The organism is Eubacterium sp. F2 (genome assembly GCF_046244355.1).
Lineage (GTDB): Bacteria > Bacillota > Clostridia > Peptostreptococcales > Anaerovoracaceae > Aminicella.
Genome location: NZ_CP176393.1, coordinates 570503 through 586566, shown reverse-complemented (window position 1 = coordinate 586566; position 16064 = coordinate 570503). Strand labels below are relative to the sequence as shown.

General features: G+C 48.1%; 31 protein-coding genes. All 31 read left to right on the top strand.

Features of this window, described 5'->3' with window-relative positions; genetic code table 11:
• Nucleotides 1-112 precede the first annotated feature (112 nt).
• The 31 genes from rplC to ACI77B_RS02240 all read left to right on the top strand — a co-directional run bounded on the left by rplC (nucleotide 113) and on the right by ACI77B_RS02240 (nucleotide 16000).
• Nucleotides 113-751, top strand: a complete 639-nt coding sequence (gene rplC, locus ACI77B_RS02390) for a 50S ribosomal protein L3 (protein WP_409337200.1) — start codon at nucleotides 113-115, stop codon at nucleotides 749-751.
• A 26-nt stretch (nucleotides 752-777) separates the two neighbouring features.
• Nucleotides 778-1401, top strand: coding sequence for a 50S ribosomal protein L4 (rplD, locus tag ACI77B_RS02385; protein ID WP_409337199.1), 624 nt, complete (start codon nucleotides 778-780; stop codon nucleotides 1399-1401).
• Nucleotides 1401-1691, top strand: a complete 291-nt coding sequence (gene rplW, locus ACI77B_RS02380; protein ID WP_178263636.1) for a 50S ribosomal protein L23 — start codon at nucleotides 1401-1403, stop codon at nucleotides 1689-1691. The genes rplD and rplW overlap by 1 nt, the downstream gene beginning before the upstream one ends.
• Before the next feature lie 20 nt (nucleotides 1692-1711).
• Complete coding sequence (gene rplB / locus ACI77B_RS02375) at nucleotides 1712-2545, top strand: 50S ribosomal protein L2 (RefSeq protein WP_409337198.1); 834 nt, start codon at nucleotides 1712-1714, stop codon at nucleotides 2543-2545.
• 19 nt (nucleotides 2546-2564) lie between these two features.
• A complete protein-coding gene (rpsS, locus tag ACI77B_RS02370; protein ID WP_409337197.1) occupies nucleotides 2565-2843 on the top strand; it encodes a 30S ribosomal protein S19 in 279 nt (92 codons plus the stop codon).
• Nucleotides 2844-2858: 15 nt separating this feature from the next.
• Nucleotides 2859-3194, top strand: coding sequence for a 50S ribosomal protein L22 (rplV, locus tag ACI77B_RS02365; protein ID WP_409337196.1), 336 nt, complete (start codon nucleotides 2859-2861; stop codon nucleotides 3192-3194).
• A 17-nt stretch (nucleotides 3195-3211) separates the two neighbouring features.
• A complete protein-coding gene (gene rpsC, locus ACI77B_RS02360; RefSeq protein WP_409337195.1) occupies nucleotides 3212-4063 on the top strand; it encodes a 30S ribosomal protein S3 in 852 nt (283 codons plus the stop codon).
• Between the two features lie 26 nt (nucleotides 4064-4089).
• Nucleotides 4090-4524, top strand: coding sequence for a 50S ribosomal protein L16 (gene rplP / locus ACI77B_RS02355; RefSeq protein ID WP_409337194.1), 435 nt, complete (start codon nucleotides 4090-4092; stop codon nucleotides 4522-4524).
• A complete protein-coding gene (gene rpmC, locus ACI77B_RS02350) occupies nucleotides 4524-4727 on the top strand; it encodes a 50S ribosomal protein L29 (RefSeq protein WP_178263642.1) in 204 nt (67 codons plus the stop codon). Before rplP ends, rpmC begins: the two co-directional genes overlap by 1 nt.
• Nucleotides 4728-4745: 18 nt before the next feature.
• Nucleotides 4746-5006, top strand: coding sequence for a 30S ribosomal protein S17 (gene rpsQ / locus ACI77B_RS02345; protein ID WP_178263643.1), 261 nt, complete (start codon nucleotides 4746-4748; stop codon nucleotides 5004-5006).
• 14 nt (nucleotides 5007-5020) lie between these two features.
• Nucleotides 5021-5395 carry a 50S ribosomal protein L14 gene (rplN, locus tag ACI77B_RS02340; protein WP_178263644.1) on the top strand — a complete coding sequence of 125 codons (375 nt, stop codon included), beginning with the start codon at nucleotides 5021-5023 and terminating at the stop codon, nucleotides 5393-5395.
• Nucleotides 5396-5408: 13 nt separating this feature from the next.
• Nucleotides 5409-5714, top strand: a complete 306-nt coding sequence (rplX, locus tag ACI77B_RS02335; RefSeq protein ID WP_409337193.1) for a 50S ribosomal protein L24 — start codon at nucleotides 5409-5411, stop codon at nucleotides 5712-5714.
• Nucleotides 5715-5731: 17 nt separating this feature from the next.
• A complete protein-coding gene (gene rplE, locus ACI77B_RS02330) occupies nucleotides 5732-6274 on the top strand; it encodes a 50S ribosomal protein L5 (RefSeq protein ID WP_409337192.1) in 543 nt (180 codons plus the stop codon).
• A gap of 17 nt (nucleotides 6275-6291) precedes the next feature.
• Nucleotides 6292-6477 (top strand): type Z 30S ribosomal protein S14, encoded by a 186-nt coding sequence (locus tag ACI77B_RS02325; protein WP_178263647.1) that lies wholly within the window; start codon nucleotides 6292-6294, stop codon nucleotides 6475-6477.
• Nucleotides 6478-6502: 25 nt separating this feature from the next.
• A complete protein-coding gene (gene rpsH, locus ACI77B_RS02320) occupies nucleotides 6503-6904 on the top strand; it encodes a 30S ribosomal protein S8 (RefSeq protein WP_409337191.1) in 402 nt (133 codons plus the stop codon).
• A gap of 13 nt (nucleotides 6905-6917) precedes the next feature.
• Nucleotides 6918-7460, top strand: coding sequence for a 50S ribosomal protein L6 (rplF, locus tag ACI77B_RS02315; RefSeq protein WP_409337190.1), 543 nt, complete (start codon nucleotides 6918-6920; stop codon nucleotides 7458-7460).
• 18 nt (nucleotides 7461-7478) lie between these two features.
• Nucleotides 7479-7844: a 50S ribosomal protein L18 gene (gene rplR / locus ACI77B_RS02310; RefSeq protein ID WP_409337189.1), complete on the top strand. Its 366-nt coding sequence runs from the start codon at nucleotides 7479-7481 to the stop codon at nucleotides 7842-7844.
• 14 nt (nucleotides 7845-7858) lie between these two features.
• Entirely contained in the window at nucleotides 7859-8362 is a 504-nt protein-coding gene (gene rpsE / locus ACI77B_RS02305) for a 30S ribosomal protein S5 (RefSeq protein WP_409337188.1), read from the top strand.
• A 13-nt stretch (nucleotides 8363-8375) separates the two neighbouring features.
• A complete protein-coding gene (gene rpmD / locus ACI77B_RS02300; protein ID WP_409337187.1) occupies nucleotides 8376-8558 on the top strand; it encodes a 50S ribosomal protein L30 in 183 nt (60 codons plus the stop codon).
• Between the two features lie 20 nt (nucleotides 8559-8578).
• Complete coding sequence (gene rplO / locus ACI77B_RS02295) at nucleotides 8579-9019, top strand: 50S ribosomal protein L15 (RefSeq protein ID WP_409337186.1); 441 nt, start codon at nucleotides 8579-8581, stop codon at nucleotides 9017-9019.
• Nucleotides 9020-10306 carry a preprotein translocase subunit SecY gene (gene secY, locus ACI77B_RS02290; protein ID WP_423245293.1) on the top strand — a complete coding sequence of 429 codons (1287 nt, stop codon included), beginning with the start codon at nucleotides 9020-9022 and terminating at the stop codon, nucleotides 10304-10306. It abuts the gene before it with no gap.
• A gap of 29 nt (nucleotides 10307-10335) precedes the next feature.
• Complete coding sequence (locus ACI77B_RS02285; protein WP_409337684.1) at nucleotides 10336-10980, top strand: adenylate kinase; 645 nt, start codon at nucleotides 10336-10338, stop codon at nucleotides 10978-10980.
• Nucleotides 10981-11037: 57 nt separating this feature from the next.
• The gene (gene infA / locus ACI77B_RS02280) at nucleotides 11038-11259 is read left to right on the top strand and encodes a translation initiation factor IF-1 (protein ID WP_178263654.1); all 222 of its coding nucleotides are present in this window, start codon (nucleotides 11038-11040) and stop codon (nucleotides 11257-11259) included.
• A 71-nt stretch (nucleotides 11260-11330) separates the two neighbouring features.
• Nucleotides 11331-11444 carry a 50S ribosomal protein L36 gene (gene rpmJ / locus ACI77B_RS02275; protein ID WP_009644389.1) on the top strand — a complete coding sequence of 38 codons (114 nt, stop codon included), beginning with the start codon at nucleotides 11331-11333 and terminating at the stop codon, nucleotides 11442-11444.
• A gap of 299 nt (nucleotides 11445-11743) precedes the next feature.
• The gene (rpsM, locus tag ACI77B_RS02270; protein WP_178263655.1) at nucleotides 11744-12112 is read left to right on the top strand and encodes a 30S ribosomal protein S13; all 369 of its coding nucleotides are present in this window, start codon (nucleotides 11744-11746) and stop codon (nucleotides 12110-12112) included.
• A gap of 18 nt (nucleotides 12113-12130) precedes the next feature.
• The gene (gene rpsK, locus ACI77B_RS02265) at nucleotides 12131-12532 is read left to right on the top strand and encodes a 30S ribosomal protein S11 (RefSeq protein ID WP_178263656.1); all 402 of its coding nucleotides are present in this window, start codon (nucleotides 12131-12133) and stop codon (nucleotides 12530-12532) included.
• 23 nt (nucleotides 12533-12555) lie between these two features.
• Nucleotides 12556-13176, top strand: coding sequence for a 30S ribosomal protein S4 (rpsD, locus tag ACI77B_RS02260; RefSeq protein WP_409337185.1), 621 nt, complete (start codon nucleotides 12556-12558; stop codon nucleotides 13174-13176).
• A gap of 47 nt (nucleotides 13177-13223) precedes the next feature.
• Nucleotides 13224-14168, top strand: coding sequence for a DNA-directed RNA polymerase subunit alpha (locus ACI77B_RS02255; RefSeq protein ID WP_409337184.1), 945 nt, complete (start codon nucleotides 13224-13226; stop codon nucleotides 14166-14168).
• A gap of 17 nt (nucleotides 14169-14185) precedes the next feature.
• Nucleotides 14186-14527 (top strand): 50S ribosomal protein L17, encoded by a 342-nt coding sequence (gene rplQ, locus ACI77B_RS02250; protein WP_409337183.1) that lies wholly within the window; start codon nucleotides 14186-14188, stop codon nucleotides 14525-14527.
• A 328-nt stretch (nucleotides 14528-14855) separates the two neighbouring features.
• The gene (locus tag ACI77B_RS02245; protein WP_409337182.1) at nucleotides 14856-15074 is read left to right on the top strand and encodes a hypothetical protein; all 219 of its coding nucleotides are present in this window, start codon (nucleotides 14856-14858) and stop codon (nucleotides 15072-15074) included.
• 74 nt (nucleotides 15075-15148) lie between these two features.
• Entirely contained in the window at nucleotides 15149-16000 is an 852-nt protein-coding gene (locus ACI77B_RS02240) for a hypothetical protein (RefSeq protein WP_409337181.1), read from the top strand.
• Nucleotides 16001-16064: the final 64 nt, after the last annotated feature.

Here is a 16064-nt window from a genome sequence, read left to right as displayed (position 1 = left end):
GTCTCCCGCTGTAAGAAGGCTCAGAATGACCGGTGCAGCTTCGGTCCGCTATGAGCACTTAGTATGATGGATCCGCAAGGTTCCATCCGCTGTAAGAATTGGAGGAACATATATGAAAGCAATTCTTGGAAAGAAAGTCGGAATGACACAGATTTTCGCCGAGACCGGTGAAGTTATTCCGGTAACGGTCATCCAGGCTGGTCCTGAAGTCGTTACACAGATCAAGACTGTTGAAACTGACGGATACAATGCCGTTCAGGTCGGATATGAAGACCAGAAGGCACACCGTGTAAACAAGCCGATGGCTGGTCACTTTGCCAAGAGTGAGACAGCTCCTAAGAAGTATCTGGCAGAGTTCAGAAACGACGAGGGAGAGACTTACGAACTTGGACAGGAGATTACAGTTGCTGACTTCGAAGAAGGAAAGAAACTGGACATCACCGGCGTATCCAAGGGTAAGGGAACACAGGGCAACATCAAGAGACACGGTCACAGCAGAGGACCGATGAGCCACGGCTCCAAGCACAAGAGACTTGCCGGAGGCCTGGCAGCAGCGACATATCCTTCCAGAGTATTCCCTGGAAACGACGGTCCGGGAAGAATGGGCCGCGACACAGTCACTGTTCAGAATGTTAAACTGGTAAAAATTGATACTGACAGAAATCTTATGCTTGTCAAGGGCGCTGTTCCGGGCGGCAGAGGCGGTCTGCTGAAAATCAGATATGCCGTTAAAGGTCAGGATGACAAATAGGAATAGCTGAGAAAGGAGGACGCGCAATGGCAACAGTTAAGATGCTCAACATGGCCGGACAGGAAGCCGGAACAATTGAGTTGAATGATGAATTATTCGGCATCGAGCCAAACGAGAATGCCGTTCATGAAGTTGTAAAGAATTATCTTGCCAACCAGAGACAGGGCACACAGTCCGCAAAGACCAGAGCCGAAGTCAGAGGAGGCGGAAGAAAGCCGTTCAGACAGAAGGGAACAGGCCGTCACAGACAGGGAAGCACAACAGACCCGTCACAGATCGGTGGTGGTATCGTATTCGCTCCAAAGCCGAGAGACTACAGATATTCCGTTCCGAAGAAAGTCAAGAGACTGGCTCTCCGTTCCGCACTGTCCGCTAAGGTAGCAGACGGCGAGATCATCGTACTGGATGAGCTGAAGATGGACGCTCCTAAGACTAAGGAGATGGCAGCAACACTGAAGAACATCAACGCAGCAAACAAGGCGCTGATCGTTACTGCAGAGAAGGATGAGAACGTAGTTCGTTCTGCTGCCAACATCCCGGGAGTAAGAACTGTCCTGGCTTCCAACATGAACGTTTATGAGATTGTAAACTACACAAGCTTCATCGTTACACAGGAAGCTGTAAAGAAGATCGAGGAGGTGTACTTATAATGAGATCCGCTTACGACGTTATTCTGAAGCCGGTCATCACTGAAAAAAGCATGGACCTGACTGCAGACAAAAAGTACACGTTCAAGGTTGCTGTAGACGCTGACAAGACTGCTGTAAAGAACGCAGTTGAAGAGATCTTCGATGTCACTGTAGCAAGAGTCAACATCATGAACGTAAACGGAAAGTTAAAGAGAATGGGAAGAACCGTCGGAAGAACAGCTGCTTATAAAAAGGCAATTGTTACTCTTACGGAAGACAGTAAAGAGATCGAGTTCTTCTCGAGTCTGTAATATTTAGGAGGTTGTAATCAATGGGAATCAAGAAGTATAATCCAACAACCCCGGGTCTCAGAGGAATGACGGTCTCCACGTTTGAGGAAATCACTGCCAGCACTCCGGAGAAATCCCTTACGGTTACTCTGAAGAAGCACGCAGGCCGCAATACGCGTGGCAAGATCACCGTTCGTCACAGAGGCGGCGGAGTTAGACCGAAGTACAGAATCATCGACTTCAAGCGCAACAAGGACAACATTCCTGGAAAAGTTGCTACGATTGAGTATGATCCGAACAGATCCGCTAACATCGCTCTGATCAACTACGCAGACGGTGAAAAGAGATACATCCTCGCACCGGAAGGACTGAAAGTCGGTGCAACAGTAGTTTCCGGACCGGACTCCGATATTCAGGTTGGAAACTGCCTGCCGCTCGCAAACATCCCGGTTGGTACTCTGGTACACAACATCGAGATGAAGCCTGGAAAGGGCGGACAGCTGGTAAGATCCGCTGGTAACGGCGCACAGCTGATGGCTAAGGAAGGAAAGTACGCACTGCTGAGACTGCCTTCCGGAGAGCTGAGAAACGTTCTGGCTGTATGCAGAGCTACTGTCGGCGAAGTCGGCAATGGTGAGCATTCCAACATTCAGATTGGTAAAGCCGGAAGAAGAAGACACATGGGTTGGAGACCTACAGTAAGAGGTTCTGTCATGAACCCGAACGACCATCCGCATGGTGGTGGTGAAGGACGTGCTCCTATCGGCCGTAAGAGCCCGGTTACTCCTTGGGGTAAGCCTGCTCTTGGTTATAAGACCAGAAAGAAGAACAAGGACTCCAATAAATATATCGTAAAGAGAAGAAATGATAAATAGTAGGAAGGAGCACGAATAAATGAGCAGATCGATTAAGAAGGGCCCTTTCGTAGATCCTAAGCTGCTGAAGGCTGTAGAAGAGATGAATGCAGCGAACGAGAAGAAAGTCGTAAAGATCTGGTCCAGATCCTCCACGATTTTCCCGCAGTTCGTAGGACATACCATTGCTGTTCATGACGGCAGAAAGCATGTGCCTGTATATATTACTGAAGACATGGTTGGACATAAGCTCGGAGAGTTCGCTCCTACCAGAACATTCAGAGGTCACGCAGCAGATAAGGCGACAAAGGCTAAATAGAAAGGGAGATAGGAAATGGAAGCAAAAGCAACTGCAAAATATGTCAGAATGTCTCCTATTAAGCTGAAGCCTGTTACCGACCTGGTAAGAGGAAAAGACTTGAACGAGGCACTGAATATTCTCAGATTCACGCCAGGAAAAGGTTCTGAAATTGTAGAGAAAGTTGTTGAATCTGCAGCAGCTAACGCTGAAAACAATTTTGACATGAATCCGGATAATTTATATGTAGCAGAGATCAGTGCAAACCAGGGACCGACCATGAAGAGATGGAGAGCAGGTTCCCAAGGCAGAGCATCAGTAATCCTTAAGAGATCCAGCAATGTAACGGTTACTCTTAAGGAGAGAGATTAAGTCAGGAGGTTCATTGAATGGGTCAGAAGGTAAACCCGCATGGGTTAAGAGTAGGCGTTATCAAGGACTGGGATTCCAAGTGGTATGCTGGAAAGGATCAGTTCGCTGATTACCTCGCAGAGGATCACAACATCAGAACCTACATTAAGAAAAAGCTTTACAGTGCCGGTGTTTCTCACATCATTATCGAGAGATCCGGAGATAATAAAATGCGTATCGTCATCTCCACAGCTCGTCCGGGAATGGTCATCGGAAGATCCGGAGCTGGTATCGATCAGCTGAAGGCTGACCTCGAAAAGATGACAGATAAGAAGATCAGCATCTCCATCGAGGAAGTAAGAAGAAGCGAGATGGATGCTCAGCTGACAGCTGAGAGCGTTGCAGAAGCTCTGGAGCACAGAATCTCCTTCAGAAGAGCGATGAAGCAGGCGATCGGAAGAACAATGAAGTCCGGTGCCAAGGGAATCAAGATTCTCTGCTCCGGAAGACTTGGCGGAGCTGAAATTGCACGTAAGGAGCAGTACAGCGAAGGAAATGTTCCTCTGCATACACTGAGAGCGGACATCGACTATGGATTCGCAGAAGCTGATACTACTTACGGAAGAATCGGCGTTAAAGTTTGGATCAATCATGGTGAGATTCTCGACGGTGGTCTGCAGAGCACAATTCGCGAGGACAAGCGCGAAGGCGGCAGACGCGACAGAAGAGGCAGAAGAGATGACCGCCGCGGCAGAAGAAGATTCGACCGCAGAGACGATCACAGAGCTGCAAAGGCTGTCAACCCGAGAAAGAGAAAGACTCCTAAGGCAGCTCCTAAGGCAGAGCAGGCAGAAGCTGCTCCGGCAGAAACACAGGAGACAAACGAATAATATAAGTTGAAAGGAGGAACATCGCCATGTTGATGCCTAAGCGCGTTAAGCATAGAAGAGTTCAGAGAGGAAGAATGAAGGGTAAGGCCACCAAGGGCAATACCGTAACATATGGTGATTATGGTCTGATGGCAGATGAGTGCGGATGGATCACATCCAACCAGATCGAGGCTGCCAGAATCGCAATGACCAGATACACAAAACGTGGTGGTAAGGTATATATTAAGATCTTCCCACATAAGTCTGTAACAAAGAAGCCGGCTGAAGTACGTATGGGTTCCGGAAAAGGATCCCCGGAGTACTGGGTAGCAGTTGTTAAGCCGGGCAGAGTTATGTTCGAGATCGGCGGAGTTACTGAGGAACAGGCAAGAGAGGCTATGAGACTGGCTGGTCACAAGCTGCCGATCAAGTCCGAGTTCGTAAAGAAGGAGCCGGAAAAGGCAGAAGGCGGTGAAGCATAATGGATTTAAATAAGATTAGAGAGATGACAGATGCTGAGCTGAGTGCAGAACTCGAAAAAATGCAGAAAGAGCTGTTCAACCTCAGATTCCAGCATGTAACTGGTCAGCTTGACAATCCTGTTCAGATGAGAGAAGTCAAGAGAAACATCGCCAGAGTAAAGACAATTATCAGAGAGAAAGAGCTGGATCAGGTCCAGGCTTAACCGGAAGGAGGATGTAAAATGGCAGACGAAAGAAACAGCAGAAAAACAAAAGTCGGCGTCGTTGTCAGTGACAAGATGGACAAGACTGTTGTCGTTGCATTCGAAGACTTCGTTAGACATTCCCTTTACGGAAAGTCTGTAAAGAGGACGAAGAAGGTAAAGGCTCACGATGAGAATAACGAGTGCAGAGTAGGCGATCGTATTAGAATCATGGAGACCAGACCGCTGTCCAAGGACAAGAGATGGAGACTGGTCGAGATCGTTGAGAAGGCTAAATAAGGAGGCGCCAGAGCATGATTCAGACAGAAACAAGACTGAAAGTCGCGGACAACTCAGGTGCAAAAGAACTCCTCTGCATCCGCATTCTGGGCGGAACGAGCCGTCAGTATGCGAACATTGGAGACATCATTGTTTGCGCAGTTAAGGAAGCTACACCAGGCGGCGTTGTCAAGAAGGGCGACGTTGTAAGAGCCGTTGTCGTAAGATCCAAGAAGGGAACAAGAAGAGCTGACGGAAGCTACGTTCGTTTCGATCAGAACGCTGCGGTTATCATCAAGAGTAAAGAAGATAAGACTCCGGTAGGAACACGTATTTTCGGACCTGTTGCCAGAGAGCTGAGAGACGCTGGCTTCATGAAGATCGTGTCACTTGCTCCGGAAGTACTGTAGGAGGGAGTAACGAATGCGTATTAAAAAAGATGATATGGTAATCGTTATTACCGGAAAAGACAAGGGCAAGACCGGAAAAGTCCTGAAGGCTATGCCTAAGGAGCACAGAGTGGTCGTTAAGGGCGTTAACGTTCAGGCCAAGCATCAGAAGCAGACCAGAACAGAAGCTGCTCAGATCAAGCACGTCGAAGGTCCTATCGATGTTTCCGATGTAATGTATTATGACGAAAAGAGCAAGCAGGCTGTTAAGGTCGGCTATGCATTCAAGGACGGCGTAAAGGTCAGAGTTAATAAGAAGACCGGAGCCGTATTAGACTAAGAAAGGAGGGGGAACGTATGACAGCCAGATTAAAGGATACTTATAAGAATGAAGTATTTAAGCAGCTTCAGGAAAAGTACCATTATGCAAATGTAATGGAAGTTCCTAAGATTACCAAGGTAACGATCAATATGGGACTTGGAGAGGCCAAGGATAATTCCAAGGTTCTCGAGTCTGCAGTTAACGAGATCGCTGCAATCGCTGGACAGAAGCCGGTTGTAACAAAGGCAAGAAAGTCCATCGCGAACTTCAAGGTAAGACAGGGTCAGCCGGTAGGTGCCAAGGTTACACTCCGCGGCGACAATATGTATTACTTCATGGACAAGCTTTTCAATGTTTCTCTTCCGCGTGTAAGAGACTTCAGAGGCGTTAGCCGCAATTCCTTCGATGGAAGAGGCAACTACTCCATGGGCGTTAAGGAGCAGCTGATCTTCCCGGAGATCAACTACGATGAAGTAGATATGATCAAGGGAATGAACATTGTATTTACTACAACGGCCAAGACAGACGAAGAGGCAGCAACGCTTCTCGAGCTCCTGGGCATGCCGTTTGAGAAGTAGTTTACTAGGAGGGTGTAATGGCTAAAAAGTCTTTAAAGGTAAAGCAGCAGAGAAAGCCTAAGTATGCGACTCGCGCATATACCAGATGTAAGATTTGCGGACGTCCGCACTCCGTTCTCAAGAAGTACGGAATTTGCAGAGTCTGCTTCAGAGAGCTTGCGTATAAAGGAGAAATTCCGGGCGTAAAGAAAGCAAGTTGGTAAACATACCAGAAGGGAGAATAGCGTAATGACAATGACAGATCCAATCGCGGATATGCTCACGAGAATCAGAAATGCCAATTCTGTTGGTCATGAAACTGTCGATTTCCCTGCAACAAGAATGAAGAAGGCAATCGCCCAGATTCTCCTTGATGAGGGATATATCGCAGGATATGAAGTTGTTGACAGCGGAAACGTTCAGAAGAACATTCACGTAACACTGAAGTACGGTGCCAACAAAGAGAAAGTTATTACTGGAATTAAGAGGATTTCCAAGCCTGGTATGAGAGTTTACGCTCATGCAAACGAGGTTCCTAAGGTTCTCGGCGGACTCGGAATCGCTGTTATCTCCACATCCAACGGAGTAATGAGCGACAAGGACGCTAGAAAACAGGGAATCGGCGGCGAAGTCATTTGTTATGTTTGGTAGGAGGTAATCGAATATGTCAAGAATAGGTAATAAGCCTGTTGAGCTTCCTGCCGGTGTCGAGGTCAAGGTTGACGGCAATGTCGTAACCGTTAAGGGACCTAAGGGCGAGCTCAGCCAGGAAATCAGCGACAGAATCAGTGTATCCGTTGAAGAGAAGGAAGTCGTTCTGAAGAGAGCTTCTGACGACAGAACAGACAGATCCCAGCATGGTTTGGCAAGATCTCTGGTTTCTAACATGATCGACGGAGTAACCAAGGGTTTCGAGAAGAAGCTGATCGTTGAGGGCGTTGGTTACAGAGTAGAGAAAAAGGGCAATAAGCTTGTTATGAACCTCGGATATTCTCATCCGGTAGAGATGGAAGATCCGGAAGGCATTACAACTGAAGCTCCTGATGCAAATACCGTCGTCATCAAGGGTATTGACAAGGCACAGGTCGGAAATTATGCGGCTAAGATTCGTGAGTGGAGAAAGCCTGAACCTTACAAGGGCAAGGGAATCCGCTATGACGGCGAGCACATCCGCAGAAAAGAAGGAAAGACCGGAGCTAAGGCATAATAGAAAGGAGTGAATGTAATGGCAAAGATGAGTAAGAATGACAAGCGTCTGAAGAGACATCACAGACTGAGAAAAGACCTGAACGGAACTCCTGAAAAGCCGAGACTTTGCGTATTCAGATCAAATAAGAATATCGCATGCCAGATCGTAGACGACACAACTCGTAAGACTCTGGCTGCGGCATCCACTCTTGATAAGGATATCAAGGCTGAGATCAAGAACGGCGGAAATAAAGAAGCCGCAAGAAAAGTCGGCGAAGCAGTTGCAAAGAGAGCACTGGAAAAGGGCATCACAGAAGTTGCTTTTGACAGAGGCGGATTCCTGTATCACGGAAGAGTTAAGGAACTCGCAGATGGAGCTCGCGAAGCTGGACTGAAGTTCTAACAGGAGGAAATAGAATGCGTAATACAATTGATGCTTCCAAGCTTGATCTGACGGAAACCATCATCAACATCAGACGTGTTGCCAAGACTGTTAAGGGCGGCCGCAACATGAGATTCAGCGTTACCATCGTAGTCGGAGATCACAACGGCCACGTTGGCGTAGGTCTCGGAAAGTCTGCTGAGATTCCGGAAGCTGTCAGAAAGGCAACCGAAGCTGCAAAGAAGAATTTGATTTATGTTCCAATGGTTGGAACAACAATTCCACACAGAAACATCGGTGTACACGGTGCTGCAAAAGTTCTTCTGATGCCGGCTCCAGCCGGAACAGGAGTACTGGCAGGATCTTCTGCACGTACAGTTCTGGAGTCTGCAGGTATCCGCGACGTCAGAGCCAAGTCCGTTGGATCTGACAACTCCGGAAACATTGCCCTGGCTACACTGGAAGGTCTCAGAGAGCTGAAGACTGTTGAGAGTGTTGCAAAGCTGAGAGGCAAGACACCGGAAGAGATTATGAGATAACAGGAGGAAGACAATGGCTGGTAAAATTAAGATCACATTGACAAAAAGCCCGATTGGTGCTTCCCCTAAGCAGAAGAAAGTTGTTGAAGCACTGGGACTTAAGAAGATGCACCATTCTGTTGTATTAGATGACACACCGGCAGCACGCGGTGCTGTTGCCAAGGTTCCGCATCTTCTCACTGTAGAAGAAGTATAGAGTAGGAGGTGCGAACTAGAATGAAGCTGCATGATTATATTGCACCAGCAGGTGCTAAGAAATCCCGCAAGAGAAAGGGCCGCGGCAATGCAACTGGTCAGGGAAAGACCGGCGGCAGAGGAATGAACGGCCAGAAGCAGAGAAGCGGCGGCGGAGTAAGACTTGGTTTCGAGGGAGGCCAGATGCCGCTGTACAGACGTCTGCCGAAGAGAGGATTCACAAACATTTTCGCTACAGAGTATTCTGCGATCAATGTTGATGTCCTCAACAGATTTGAAGACGGAACAGTTGTTACGCCTGAGCTTTTGAAAGACGCTGGCGTCGTTAAGAAGCTCAATGACGGTGTTAAGATTCTCGGAGATGGTGAGCTCCAGAAGAAGCTGACTGTTCAGGCCAGCAAATTCACCAAGAGTGCAAAAGAGAAGATCGAGGCAGCCGGCGGAAAGGCCGAGGTGATTTAAATGGAAATGTTAAAGACCATTCGCCAGGCTTTCACTGTAAAGGAACTCAGGCGTAAAATGATCTTCACATTACTGATGCTCGTTGTATTCCGGATCGGGTCCAATATCCCGGTTCCGGGAATCAACCACGAGGTACTGGCTCAGATGTTTACAAACGGAAATATGGGCATCCTCGAGTTGTTCAACTTGTTCTCCGGTGGATCTTTTGCAAACTTTACTGTGTTTGCACTTAGTGTAACGCCGTACATTACGGCATCCATCATCGTCCAGCTGCTGACCGTAGCCTTCCCGTATTTTGAACGGCTGGCTAAGGAAGGTATGGAAGGACGTAAGAAGATGGCGCAGATCACGCGTTACATGTCAGTCGTTCTGGCTGTCATTCAGGCGCTTGGTCTGACATTCGGTCTGTTTAAAAAGGCGATTATCAATCAGTCGGTCTTTAACTTTATTGTAATCACATTAATCCTGACTGCAGGAACAACATTCCTGATGTGGCTGGGAGAGCAGATTAATGAATATGGAGTAGGAAACGGAATTTCACTGCTGATTTTCGGAGGCATCATTGCCAGAATCCCGAGCCAGATTTCCGAAATCGGAGGCAAGGTAAGCGGTGGTTCCATGTCCGTTATTTCTCTGATTCTCTTCATTATCTTTGCGATCGTCGTAGTAGTCGGCATTATCGCAATCCAGCAGGGAACCAGAAAGATTCCGGTTCAGTACGCAAAGCGCGTTGTCGGAAGAAAGATGTACGGCGGACAGTCCACACATATTCCACTGAAAGTCAATCAGGCCGGAGTAATTCCGATCATCTTTGCACTTTCACTGCTCCAGTTCCCGCTGACCATCATGTATTTCTTCCCGGATACTGCGTTCTACAGTTTCTGCGAGAAATACCTGTCACCGGCAGGAAGCCCTGGAGTCTGGGTTTATGCAGTATTGAATGTCGCGCTGATTATCTTCTTTAACTATTTCTACACAGCGATTACCTTTAATCCGGTAGAAATTTCTAAAGATATGAAAGCCAATGGCGGATTCATTCCTGGAATTCGTCCGGGAAAGCCGACCACAGAGTATCTGAGCAATGTAATGTCCAGAATCTCCATTGTCGGAGCTATTTTCCTGGCTGTTGTAGCAACGCTTCCTACACTGGTTTCCCAGTACACCGGACTGGATATCCGTTTCGGCGGAACATCCCTTCTGATTGCCGTAGGAGTTGCACTTGATACTGTACAGCAGCTGCAGAATCAGATGCTGATGAGAAATTACCGAGGCTTTCTTAATAAATAGTGCGGAAAAGAATGGGAGATGAAATTATGATCAGAACGATTCTTTTAGGCCCTCCGGGAGCAGGCAAGGGTACACAGGCAGCTAAGATTGTTGAGAAATATAACATTCCTCACATCTCCACCGGTGATATTTTCAGAGAGAATATCAGCAAGGGCACCGCGCTTGGCAAGAAGGCAAAAGAATACATGGACAAGGGAGAACTTGTTCCAGATGATCTCGTCATTGAGATTGCAACCGATCGTCTTCTGGCGGACGACTGCAAGAAGGGATTCATCCTGGACGGTTTCCCGAGAACTGTACATCAGGCAGAAAAGCTTGATGAATTCCTGAAGCAGCACGATATGCCGCTTACCGTGGTAATTAATCTTGAAGTTGAGGACAAGGTCCTCATGGAACGCATCACCGGCCGCCGCGTGTGCCCGAAGTGTGGCGCAAGCTATCACGTAACGGGCATGCCTCCTAAGAAGGAAGGCATCTGCGATGTCTGCGGATCGGAACTCGTTCAGAGAAAAGATGATAACGTTGAGACTGCCACAAACAGAATCAGCGTATATAACAAGCAGACAAAACCGCTGATCGACTATTACGAGAAGGCGGGAATCATCGCAAACATTGACGGCTCCACACCGCTGCCAGTGACGTTTAAAAACGTCTCCGCTGCGCTTGAAGCTTAATCAGCTTCAGAAGGCGGACGGGCCAGAACTTCACACATGAAGAAAGAGGTGTAGAATTTGGCAAAAAAAGACGTGATTGAGGCTATGGGAACTGTTGTCGACGCACAGCCGAATGCAATGTTCAAGGTGAAGCTCGAAAATGGTTTCGAGGTTGAGGCGCACATTTCAGGAAAAATCAGAATGAATTACATCAGGATCCTGCCTGGTGACAAGGTTAAGGTAGAGCTTTCTCCTTACGACCTGACCCGCGGCAGAATCGTCTGGAGAGACAGAGGCTAGACAATACGCCCTTGAAGGTGTATCCTTTGTCTGGTAACTGTTCGAACCGGAGCATTTGATAGGAGGTTGACGTGAAAGTAAGAGCTTCTGTAAAACCTATCTGCGAGAAGTGCAAAGTGATCAAGAGACATGGCAAGGTCATGGTTATCTGTGAGAATCCTAAGCATAAGCAGAGACAGGGTTAAGCGATCATACAAAATAATAGATCAGAATAGAAACGTCGGGATGTTTTTGAAAAAGAACAAAAAACATTCTGGCGTTTTTTGTTAATACATGGTAAACTATGGGAGTTACGCAAGTAACATTGTTTTTTGCTGTCTGCATACTGCAAGCCGATGGCTGGTTAAATTCCGCGGCTGGAGTTACAGTGTGAGACGGCGTGTAATGGGTGCGGTGCCGGGGCTGCATGCCAGTTATTATTACATTGAACACCTGTCTATATCGCTCCCGGAGTAGTGACGGAAGATAGGAAAGGAGGAAGCGTATGGCTCGTATAGCCGGCGTAGATTTGCCGAGAGATAAGAGAGTTGAAATCGGACTCACTTATATCTATGGAATTGGCAGAACATCAGCCAAGAAAATCCTCGAAGAGTGTGGAATTAATCCAGACACGAGAGTCAAGGATCTGACTGAGGATGAGGCTGGTAAGATCAGAAAGGTCATCGACAGCGAATACATGGTTGAAGGTGATCTCAGACGTGAAGTTTCCATGAACATCAAGCGTTTGATGGAGATCGGAAGCTACAGAGGAATCAGACATAGAAGAAGTCTTCCTGTTAGAGGTCAGAAGACCAAGACCAACGCTCGTACTCGCAAGGGTCCTAAGAGAACTGTTGGCAGAAAAAAGAAATAAGGAAGGAGGACGTAAGATATGCCTAAGAATCAGAAGAACAAAACGACTAGAAGAAAGAAGATCCAGCGTAAGAACATTACGAAGGGTCAGGCTCATATTCAGTCCACTTTTAACAATACACTCGTAACACTGACAGATATGGACGGAAACGCTCTGTCCTGGTCCAGTGCGGGTTCCCTCGGATTCAGAGGATCTAAGAAGTCCACTCCGTTCGCAGCACAGATGGCAGCAGAGACAGCTACTAAGGCTGCTATGGAGCATGGTCTGAAGACAGTTGAAGTTTATGTTAAGGGACCGGGTTCCGGAAGAGAGTCCGCAATCCGTGCTCTGCAGGCAGCAGGCCTGGAGATCACAATGATCAAGGATATCACACCGATTCCGCATAACGGATGCCGTCCGCCGAAGAGAAGAAGAGTCTGATGGAAGGGAGGAGTAAGTAAACTATGGCTAGATATACATGTGCTAACTGCAGACTGTGCAGAAGAGAAGGCCAGAAGATGTTCCTGAAGGGAGACAGATGCTACGGCCCTAAGTGCGCGCTGGATAAGAAAAGCTACGCTCCTGGACAGCATGGTCAGATGAGACATAAGATGTCTGAGTACGGAATGCAGCTCAGAGAAAAGCAGAAGGCTAAGAGATTCTACGGTGTTCAGGAAACACAGTTCAGAAACCTGTTCGATAGAGCAGACAGAGCGAACGGTGTTACCGGTGACAACCTGCTCGTACTGCTTGAGCGCAGACTGGACAATGTCGTATACAGACTGGGATTTGCATCTTCCAGAAAAGAAGCAAGACAGATGGTTGTACACGGTCATTTCAGACTGAATGGCAAGAAGGTTAACTCTCCTTCCCTGGAGATCAAGGCCGGAGATGTCATCAAGGTTAAGGAGAAGAGCCAGAACTCTCCTAAGTTTAAGGAAATCAGAGACATGCAGATTACTGTACCGTCCTGGCTGTCTGTAGACGTAGACAAGCTGGAAGGTAAGGTACTGGTGCTGCCGACCAGAGAGGATATTGATACACCGATCGCAGAGCATCTGATCGTCGAGTTGTACTCCAAATAATAGCCTGCTGGAGGTTATAGCGTTTGGATTAAAAGGAGGTTTTTTTAGTGTTAGAAATCGAAAAACCAACGATAAGCAAAGAAATCAGCGACGACGGCACATATGGAAAGTTTATCGTAGAACCTCTTGAAAGAGGATATGGTACGACTCTGGGCAACGCGATGAGAAGAATCCTGCTGAGTTCCCTGCCGGGAGCAGCAGTTACTTCTGTGAAAATTGACGGTATCCTTCATGAGTTCTCAACAATTCCTGGCGTTAAAGAAGACGTTACGGAAATTATTCTGAACCTGAAGAATCTTGCTGTCCGCCTGAACGGTGAGGACACCAAGCGTGTCATCATCAATGCGGTCGGACCGAAGGAAGTCACAGCGGCAGATATTGTCGGGGATGACAGTCTTGAGATTTTCAACCCGGATCTGCATATTGCGACTCTGGAGGAGAATGCCACACTGGTTATGGAAATCAACCTGGCCAGAGGCCGCGGATACGTTCCGGCAGAGCAGAATAAGACAGAGAGCACACCGATTTCTGTTATTCCGGTGGATTCTATTTACACACCGGTCAGAAAAGTCAATTTCACCGTTGAAAACACCCGAGTAGGTCAGGTGACTGACTATGACAGACTAGTCCTTGAAATCTGGACCGACGGCTCCGTTACACCTGAAGAGGGCGTATCCATCGGAGCAAAGATCATGCGGGAGCATTTAAACCTCTTTATTGAGCTGGATGACTCCACGGGCAGCATGGAAATCATGGTCGAAAAGGAAGAAGACCAGAAGGAAAAGGCACTGGAGATGACCATTGAGGAGCTGGAGCTTTCTGTAAGATCTTATAACTGTCTGAAGCGCGCCAACATCAACACGGTTGAAGAGCTGACGGAGAAGACAGAAGAAGATATGATGAAATTCCGCAACCTCGGTAAAAAGTCTCTGGAAGAAGTTAAGAATAAACTCGCCGAGCTCGGCCTCAGTCTGAAGCCGAGTGAGGAGTAAACGGAAGGAGAATTGACATGCCGGGATATAGAAAACTGGGCAGAAACACCGCTCACAGAAAAGCGATGCTTAGAAATCTTGTCACTGATCTCTTCAGAGAGGAGAGAATCTCCACTACAGATACACGCGCAAAGGAAGTAAGAAGAGAGGCTGAGAAGCTGATCACACTCGCGAAGCGCGGAGATCTGGCTGCAAGAAGACAGGTTATGGGTTATGTATATGATGAAGACGTTGCATCCAAGCTGTTCGACGACATTGCTCCGAGATATGCTGAGCGCAACGGCGGATACACCAGAATCCTCAAGCTGGGACCTCGCAGAGGCGACAACTCTGAGGTAGTTTTCCTGGAGCTCGTATAGTATAGCGGTTTCAAGAGATAATGAAGATTTACACCGGGGGATTTTTCTCCGGTGTTTTTTTATCTGCGCAGACCGAAGCGGGGGTTTCAGAAGGCTGTAACCATTCAGGCTCTGCGCCGGCCTGTGGATTCATTTTTGGCCGGATTCTCGGGATTCAGGTATCCCGCCTGCTCCGGATGTTCATTCCATGCTTAATTATTCCTGATTAATGTAGTAGAATAGAAATAGAATATGCTCATGACATCCCCCGGCGCCCAGGAGGTGCGCGGGCGGCCGTGGGCAGTCTGTTCAGAATGGATATCTGCATAAGAGATGCGAGGACACAGAGATGAATCATAATTTTAAGCTGAAAGGAAATACATTTACAAAGCTGTTCACCGTCATGCTGCTGATCGAGCTTTTCGTGACGAACGTGATTTCCACGGTCATTCTCGGCGTCATGCTGCTCTATGAGCTGCTGACCTTTCTGGCCGTAAAGTCGGCGGGAGACATGAAGTTCAGCTCCGTCTGCGGCAAAAAGAAGCGGCCAAGGGAGAACGGGTTCTGATCCGCCTGAAGGCTGAGGGTAAGGCCCAGGCGGTAATGTTCGCCTCCTGCCACGCCGAGATGAATGTGGAAAATATGCTGACGGGGGAAAACAGCGAGAATAAGGCCGATTTTGTTCTGACCAGAAGGGGCGGGACCGGATACAGGATCAATGTGACGGAAACCCGCTGCGGCGTCATCCATGTGACGCTGAACAACGCCAGAATTCAGGACGCCTTCGGTCGGAAAAAAGAATATGTGCTGTCCGGTTCGCAGGCAGAGATCCTCTACCGGCCGGAAATTCAGCCCGTAGAACTTCCGGAACGCTTCTTCGCCTCCGGATCTGCAGGTGTATATCTTTTTGCGCGGGGAGCAGAATTTCAGGGTGCACTCTTAGGAGCAGGAGGGTCCGGAAACGGGAAAACTCAGAATGCGGACGATGCGGCAGGCACTGGAAACGGAGCCGGACAGAACTCCGGATTTACCCTGGACCGTTCACGGAACTGGGTCGTCAAGGCCTTTGAACCGGTTGCATTTTCAGAGCTTGCCAATCAGCCGGTATCTGGAAAAATCGGTGTTTTGTTCCTGAACTATGTGCAGAAAGGGCATGTCATGACGCCGGAAAGAAAGTCCCGGCTGGCGGAATTTGCCCTGTCCGCGGCAGATACCCTGGCAAAAGCGGGTCTCCAGCATGAATTTTTCTGGCTTGGAAAAGGGGCGGACGGAACGGCAGTTTGCGCCCGCCGCAGCCATAAAACCACTGAAGATGTGCAGAAAACGGCAATGGAACTGATGCGCACCGGCTATACGGAAGAAAACGGTGCAGAAATTCTGAAACAGGCTATTCAGCCGGGAGAGATCCAGTCCTTCCTTCTGATTTCTGCCGGCGGCGACCAGGAAGGCGCCCTGTTCGGCGAGCTGGGCAGCGTGAGGATGCTGAAGGTTTAGAAATTCAGCAGGATTCTGTGCACAGCCGCGTGCGCGAAGTGTCTAAAAATTTTTGCTGAGAAAA

What these genes read in the sequence shown, in the direction of transcription:
- rpsQ (WP_178263643.1), top strand. Translation starts at nt 4,746, where the DNA reads ATGGCAGACGAAAGAAACAGCAGAAAAACAAAAGTCGGCGTCGTTGTC.
- rplN (WP_178263644.1), top strand. Translation starts at nt 5,021, where the DNA reads ATGATTCAGACAGAAACAAGACTGAAAGTCGCGGACAACTCAGGTGCA.
- rplR (WP_409337189.1), top strand. Translation starts at nt 7,479, where the DNA reads ATGGCAAAGATGAGTAAGAATGACAAGCGTCTGAAGAGACATCACAGA.
- rplC (WP_409337200.1), top strand. Translation starts at nt 113, where the DNA reads ATGAAAGCAATTCTTGGAAAGAAAGTCGGAATGACACAGATTTTCGCC.
- rpsM (WP_178263655.1), top strand. Translation starts at nt 11,744, where the DNA reads ATGGCTCGTATAGCCGGCGTAGATTTGCCGAGAGATAAGAGAGTTGAA.
- secY (WP_423245293.1), top strand. Translation starts at nt 9,020, where the DNA reads ATGGAAATGTTAAAGACCATTCGCCAGGCTTTCACTGTAAAGGAACTC.
- ACI77B_RS02240 (WP_409337181.1), top strand. Translation starts at nt 15,149, where the DNA reads ATGCTGACGGGGGAAAACAGCGAGAATAAGGCCGATTTTGTTCTGACC.
- ACI77B_RS02245 (WP_409337182.1), top strand. Translation starts at nt 14,856, where the DNA reads ATGAATCATAATTTTAAGCTGAAAGGAAATACATTTACAAAGCTGTTC.
- rplW (WP_178263636.1), top strand. Translation starts at nt 1,401, where the DNA reads ATGAGATCCGCTTACGACGTTATTCTGAAGCCGGTCATCACTGAAAAA.
- rpmD (WP_409337187.1), top strand. Translation starts at nt 8,376, where the DNA reads ATGGCTGGTAAAATTAAGATCACATTGACAAAAAGCCCGATTGGTGCT.
- ACI77B_RS02325 (WP_178263647.1), top strand. Translation starts at nt 6,292, where the DNA reads ATGGCTAAAAAGTCTTTAAAGGTAAAGCAGCAGAGAAAGCCTAAGTAT.
- rpsE (WP_409337188.1), top strand. Translation starts at nt 7,859, where the DNA reads ATGCGTAATACAATTGATGCTTCCAAGCTTGATCTGACGGAAACCATC.
- rplB (WP_409337198.1), top strand. Translation starts at nt 1,712, where the DNA reads ATGGGAATCAAGAAGTATAATCCAACAACCCCGGGTCTCAGAGGAATG.
- rpsH (WP_409337191.1), top strand. Translation starts at nt 6,503, where the DNA reads ATGACAATGACAGATCCAATCGCGGATATGCTCACGAGAATCAGAAAT.
- rpsS (WP_409337197.1), top strand. Translation starts at nt 2,565, where the DNA reads ATGAGCAGATCGATTAAGAAGGGCCCTTTCGTAGATCCTAAGCTGCTG.
- rpsD (WP_409337185.1), top strand. Translation starts at nt 12,556, where the DNA reads ATGGCTAGATATACATGTGCTAACTGCAGACTGTGCAGAAGAGAAGGC.
- rplD (WP_409337199.1), top strand. Translation starts at nt 778, where the DNA reads ATGGCAACAGTTAAGATGCTCAACATGGCCGGACAGGAAGCCGGAACA.
- rplV (WP_409337196.1), top strand. Translation starts at nt 2,859, where the DNA reads ATGGAAGCAAAAGCAACTGCAAAATATGTCAGAATGTCTCCTATTAAG.
- rpsK (WP_178263656.1), top strand. Translation starts at nt 12,131, where the DNA reads ATGCCTAAGAATCAGAAGAACAAAACGACTAGAAGAAAGAAGATCCAG.
- rplE (WP_409337192.1), top strand. Translation starts at nt 5,732, where the DNA reads ATGACAGCCAGATTAAAGGATACTTATAAGAATGAAGTATTTAAGCAG.
- rpsC (WP_409337195.1), top strand. Translation starts at nt 3,212, where the DNA reads ATGGGTCAGAAGGTAAACCCGCATGGGTTAAGAGTAGGCGTTATCAAG.
- rpmC (WP_178263642.1), top strand. Translation starts at nt 4,524, where the DNA reads ATGGATTTAAATAAGATTAGAGAGATGACAGATGCTGAGCTGAGTGCA.
- rplX (WP_409337193.1), top strand. Translation starts at nt 5,409, where the DNA reads ATGCGTATTAAAAAAGATGATATGGTAATCGTTATTACCGGAAAAGAC.
- rplP (WP_409337194.1), top strand. Translation starts at nt 4,090, where the DNA reads ATGTTGATGCCTAAGCGCGTTAAGCATAGAAGAGTTCAGAGAGGAAGA.
- rplO (WP_409337186.1), top strand. Translation starts at nt 8,579, where the DNA reads ATGAAGCTGCATGATTATATTGCACCAGCAGGTGCTAAGAAATCCCGC.
- rplF (WP_409337190.1), top strand. Translation starts at nt 6,918, where the DNA reads ATGTCAAGAATAGGTAATAAGCCTGTTGAGCTTCCTGCCGGTGTCGAG.
- rplQ (WP_409337183.1), top strand. Translation starts at nt 14,186, where the DNA reads ATGCCGGGATATAGAAAACTGGGCAGAAACACCGCTCACAGAAAAGCG.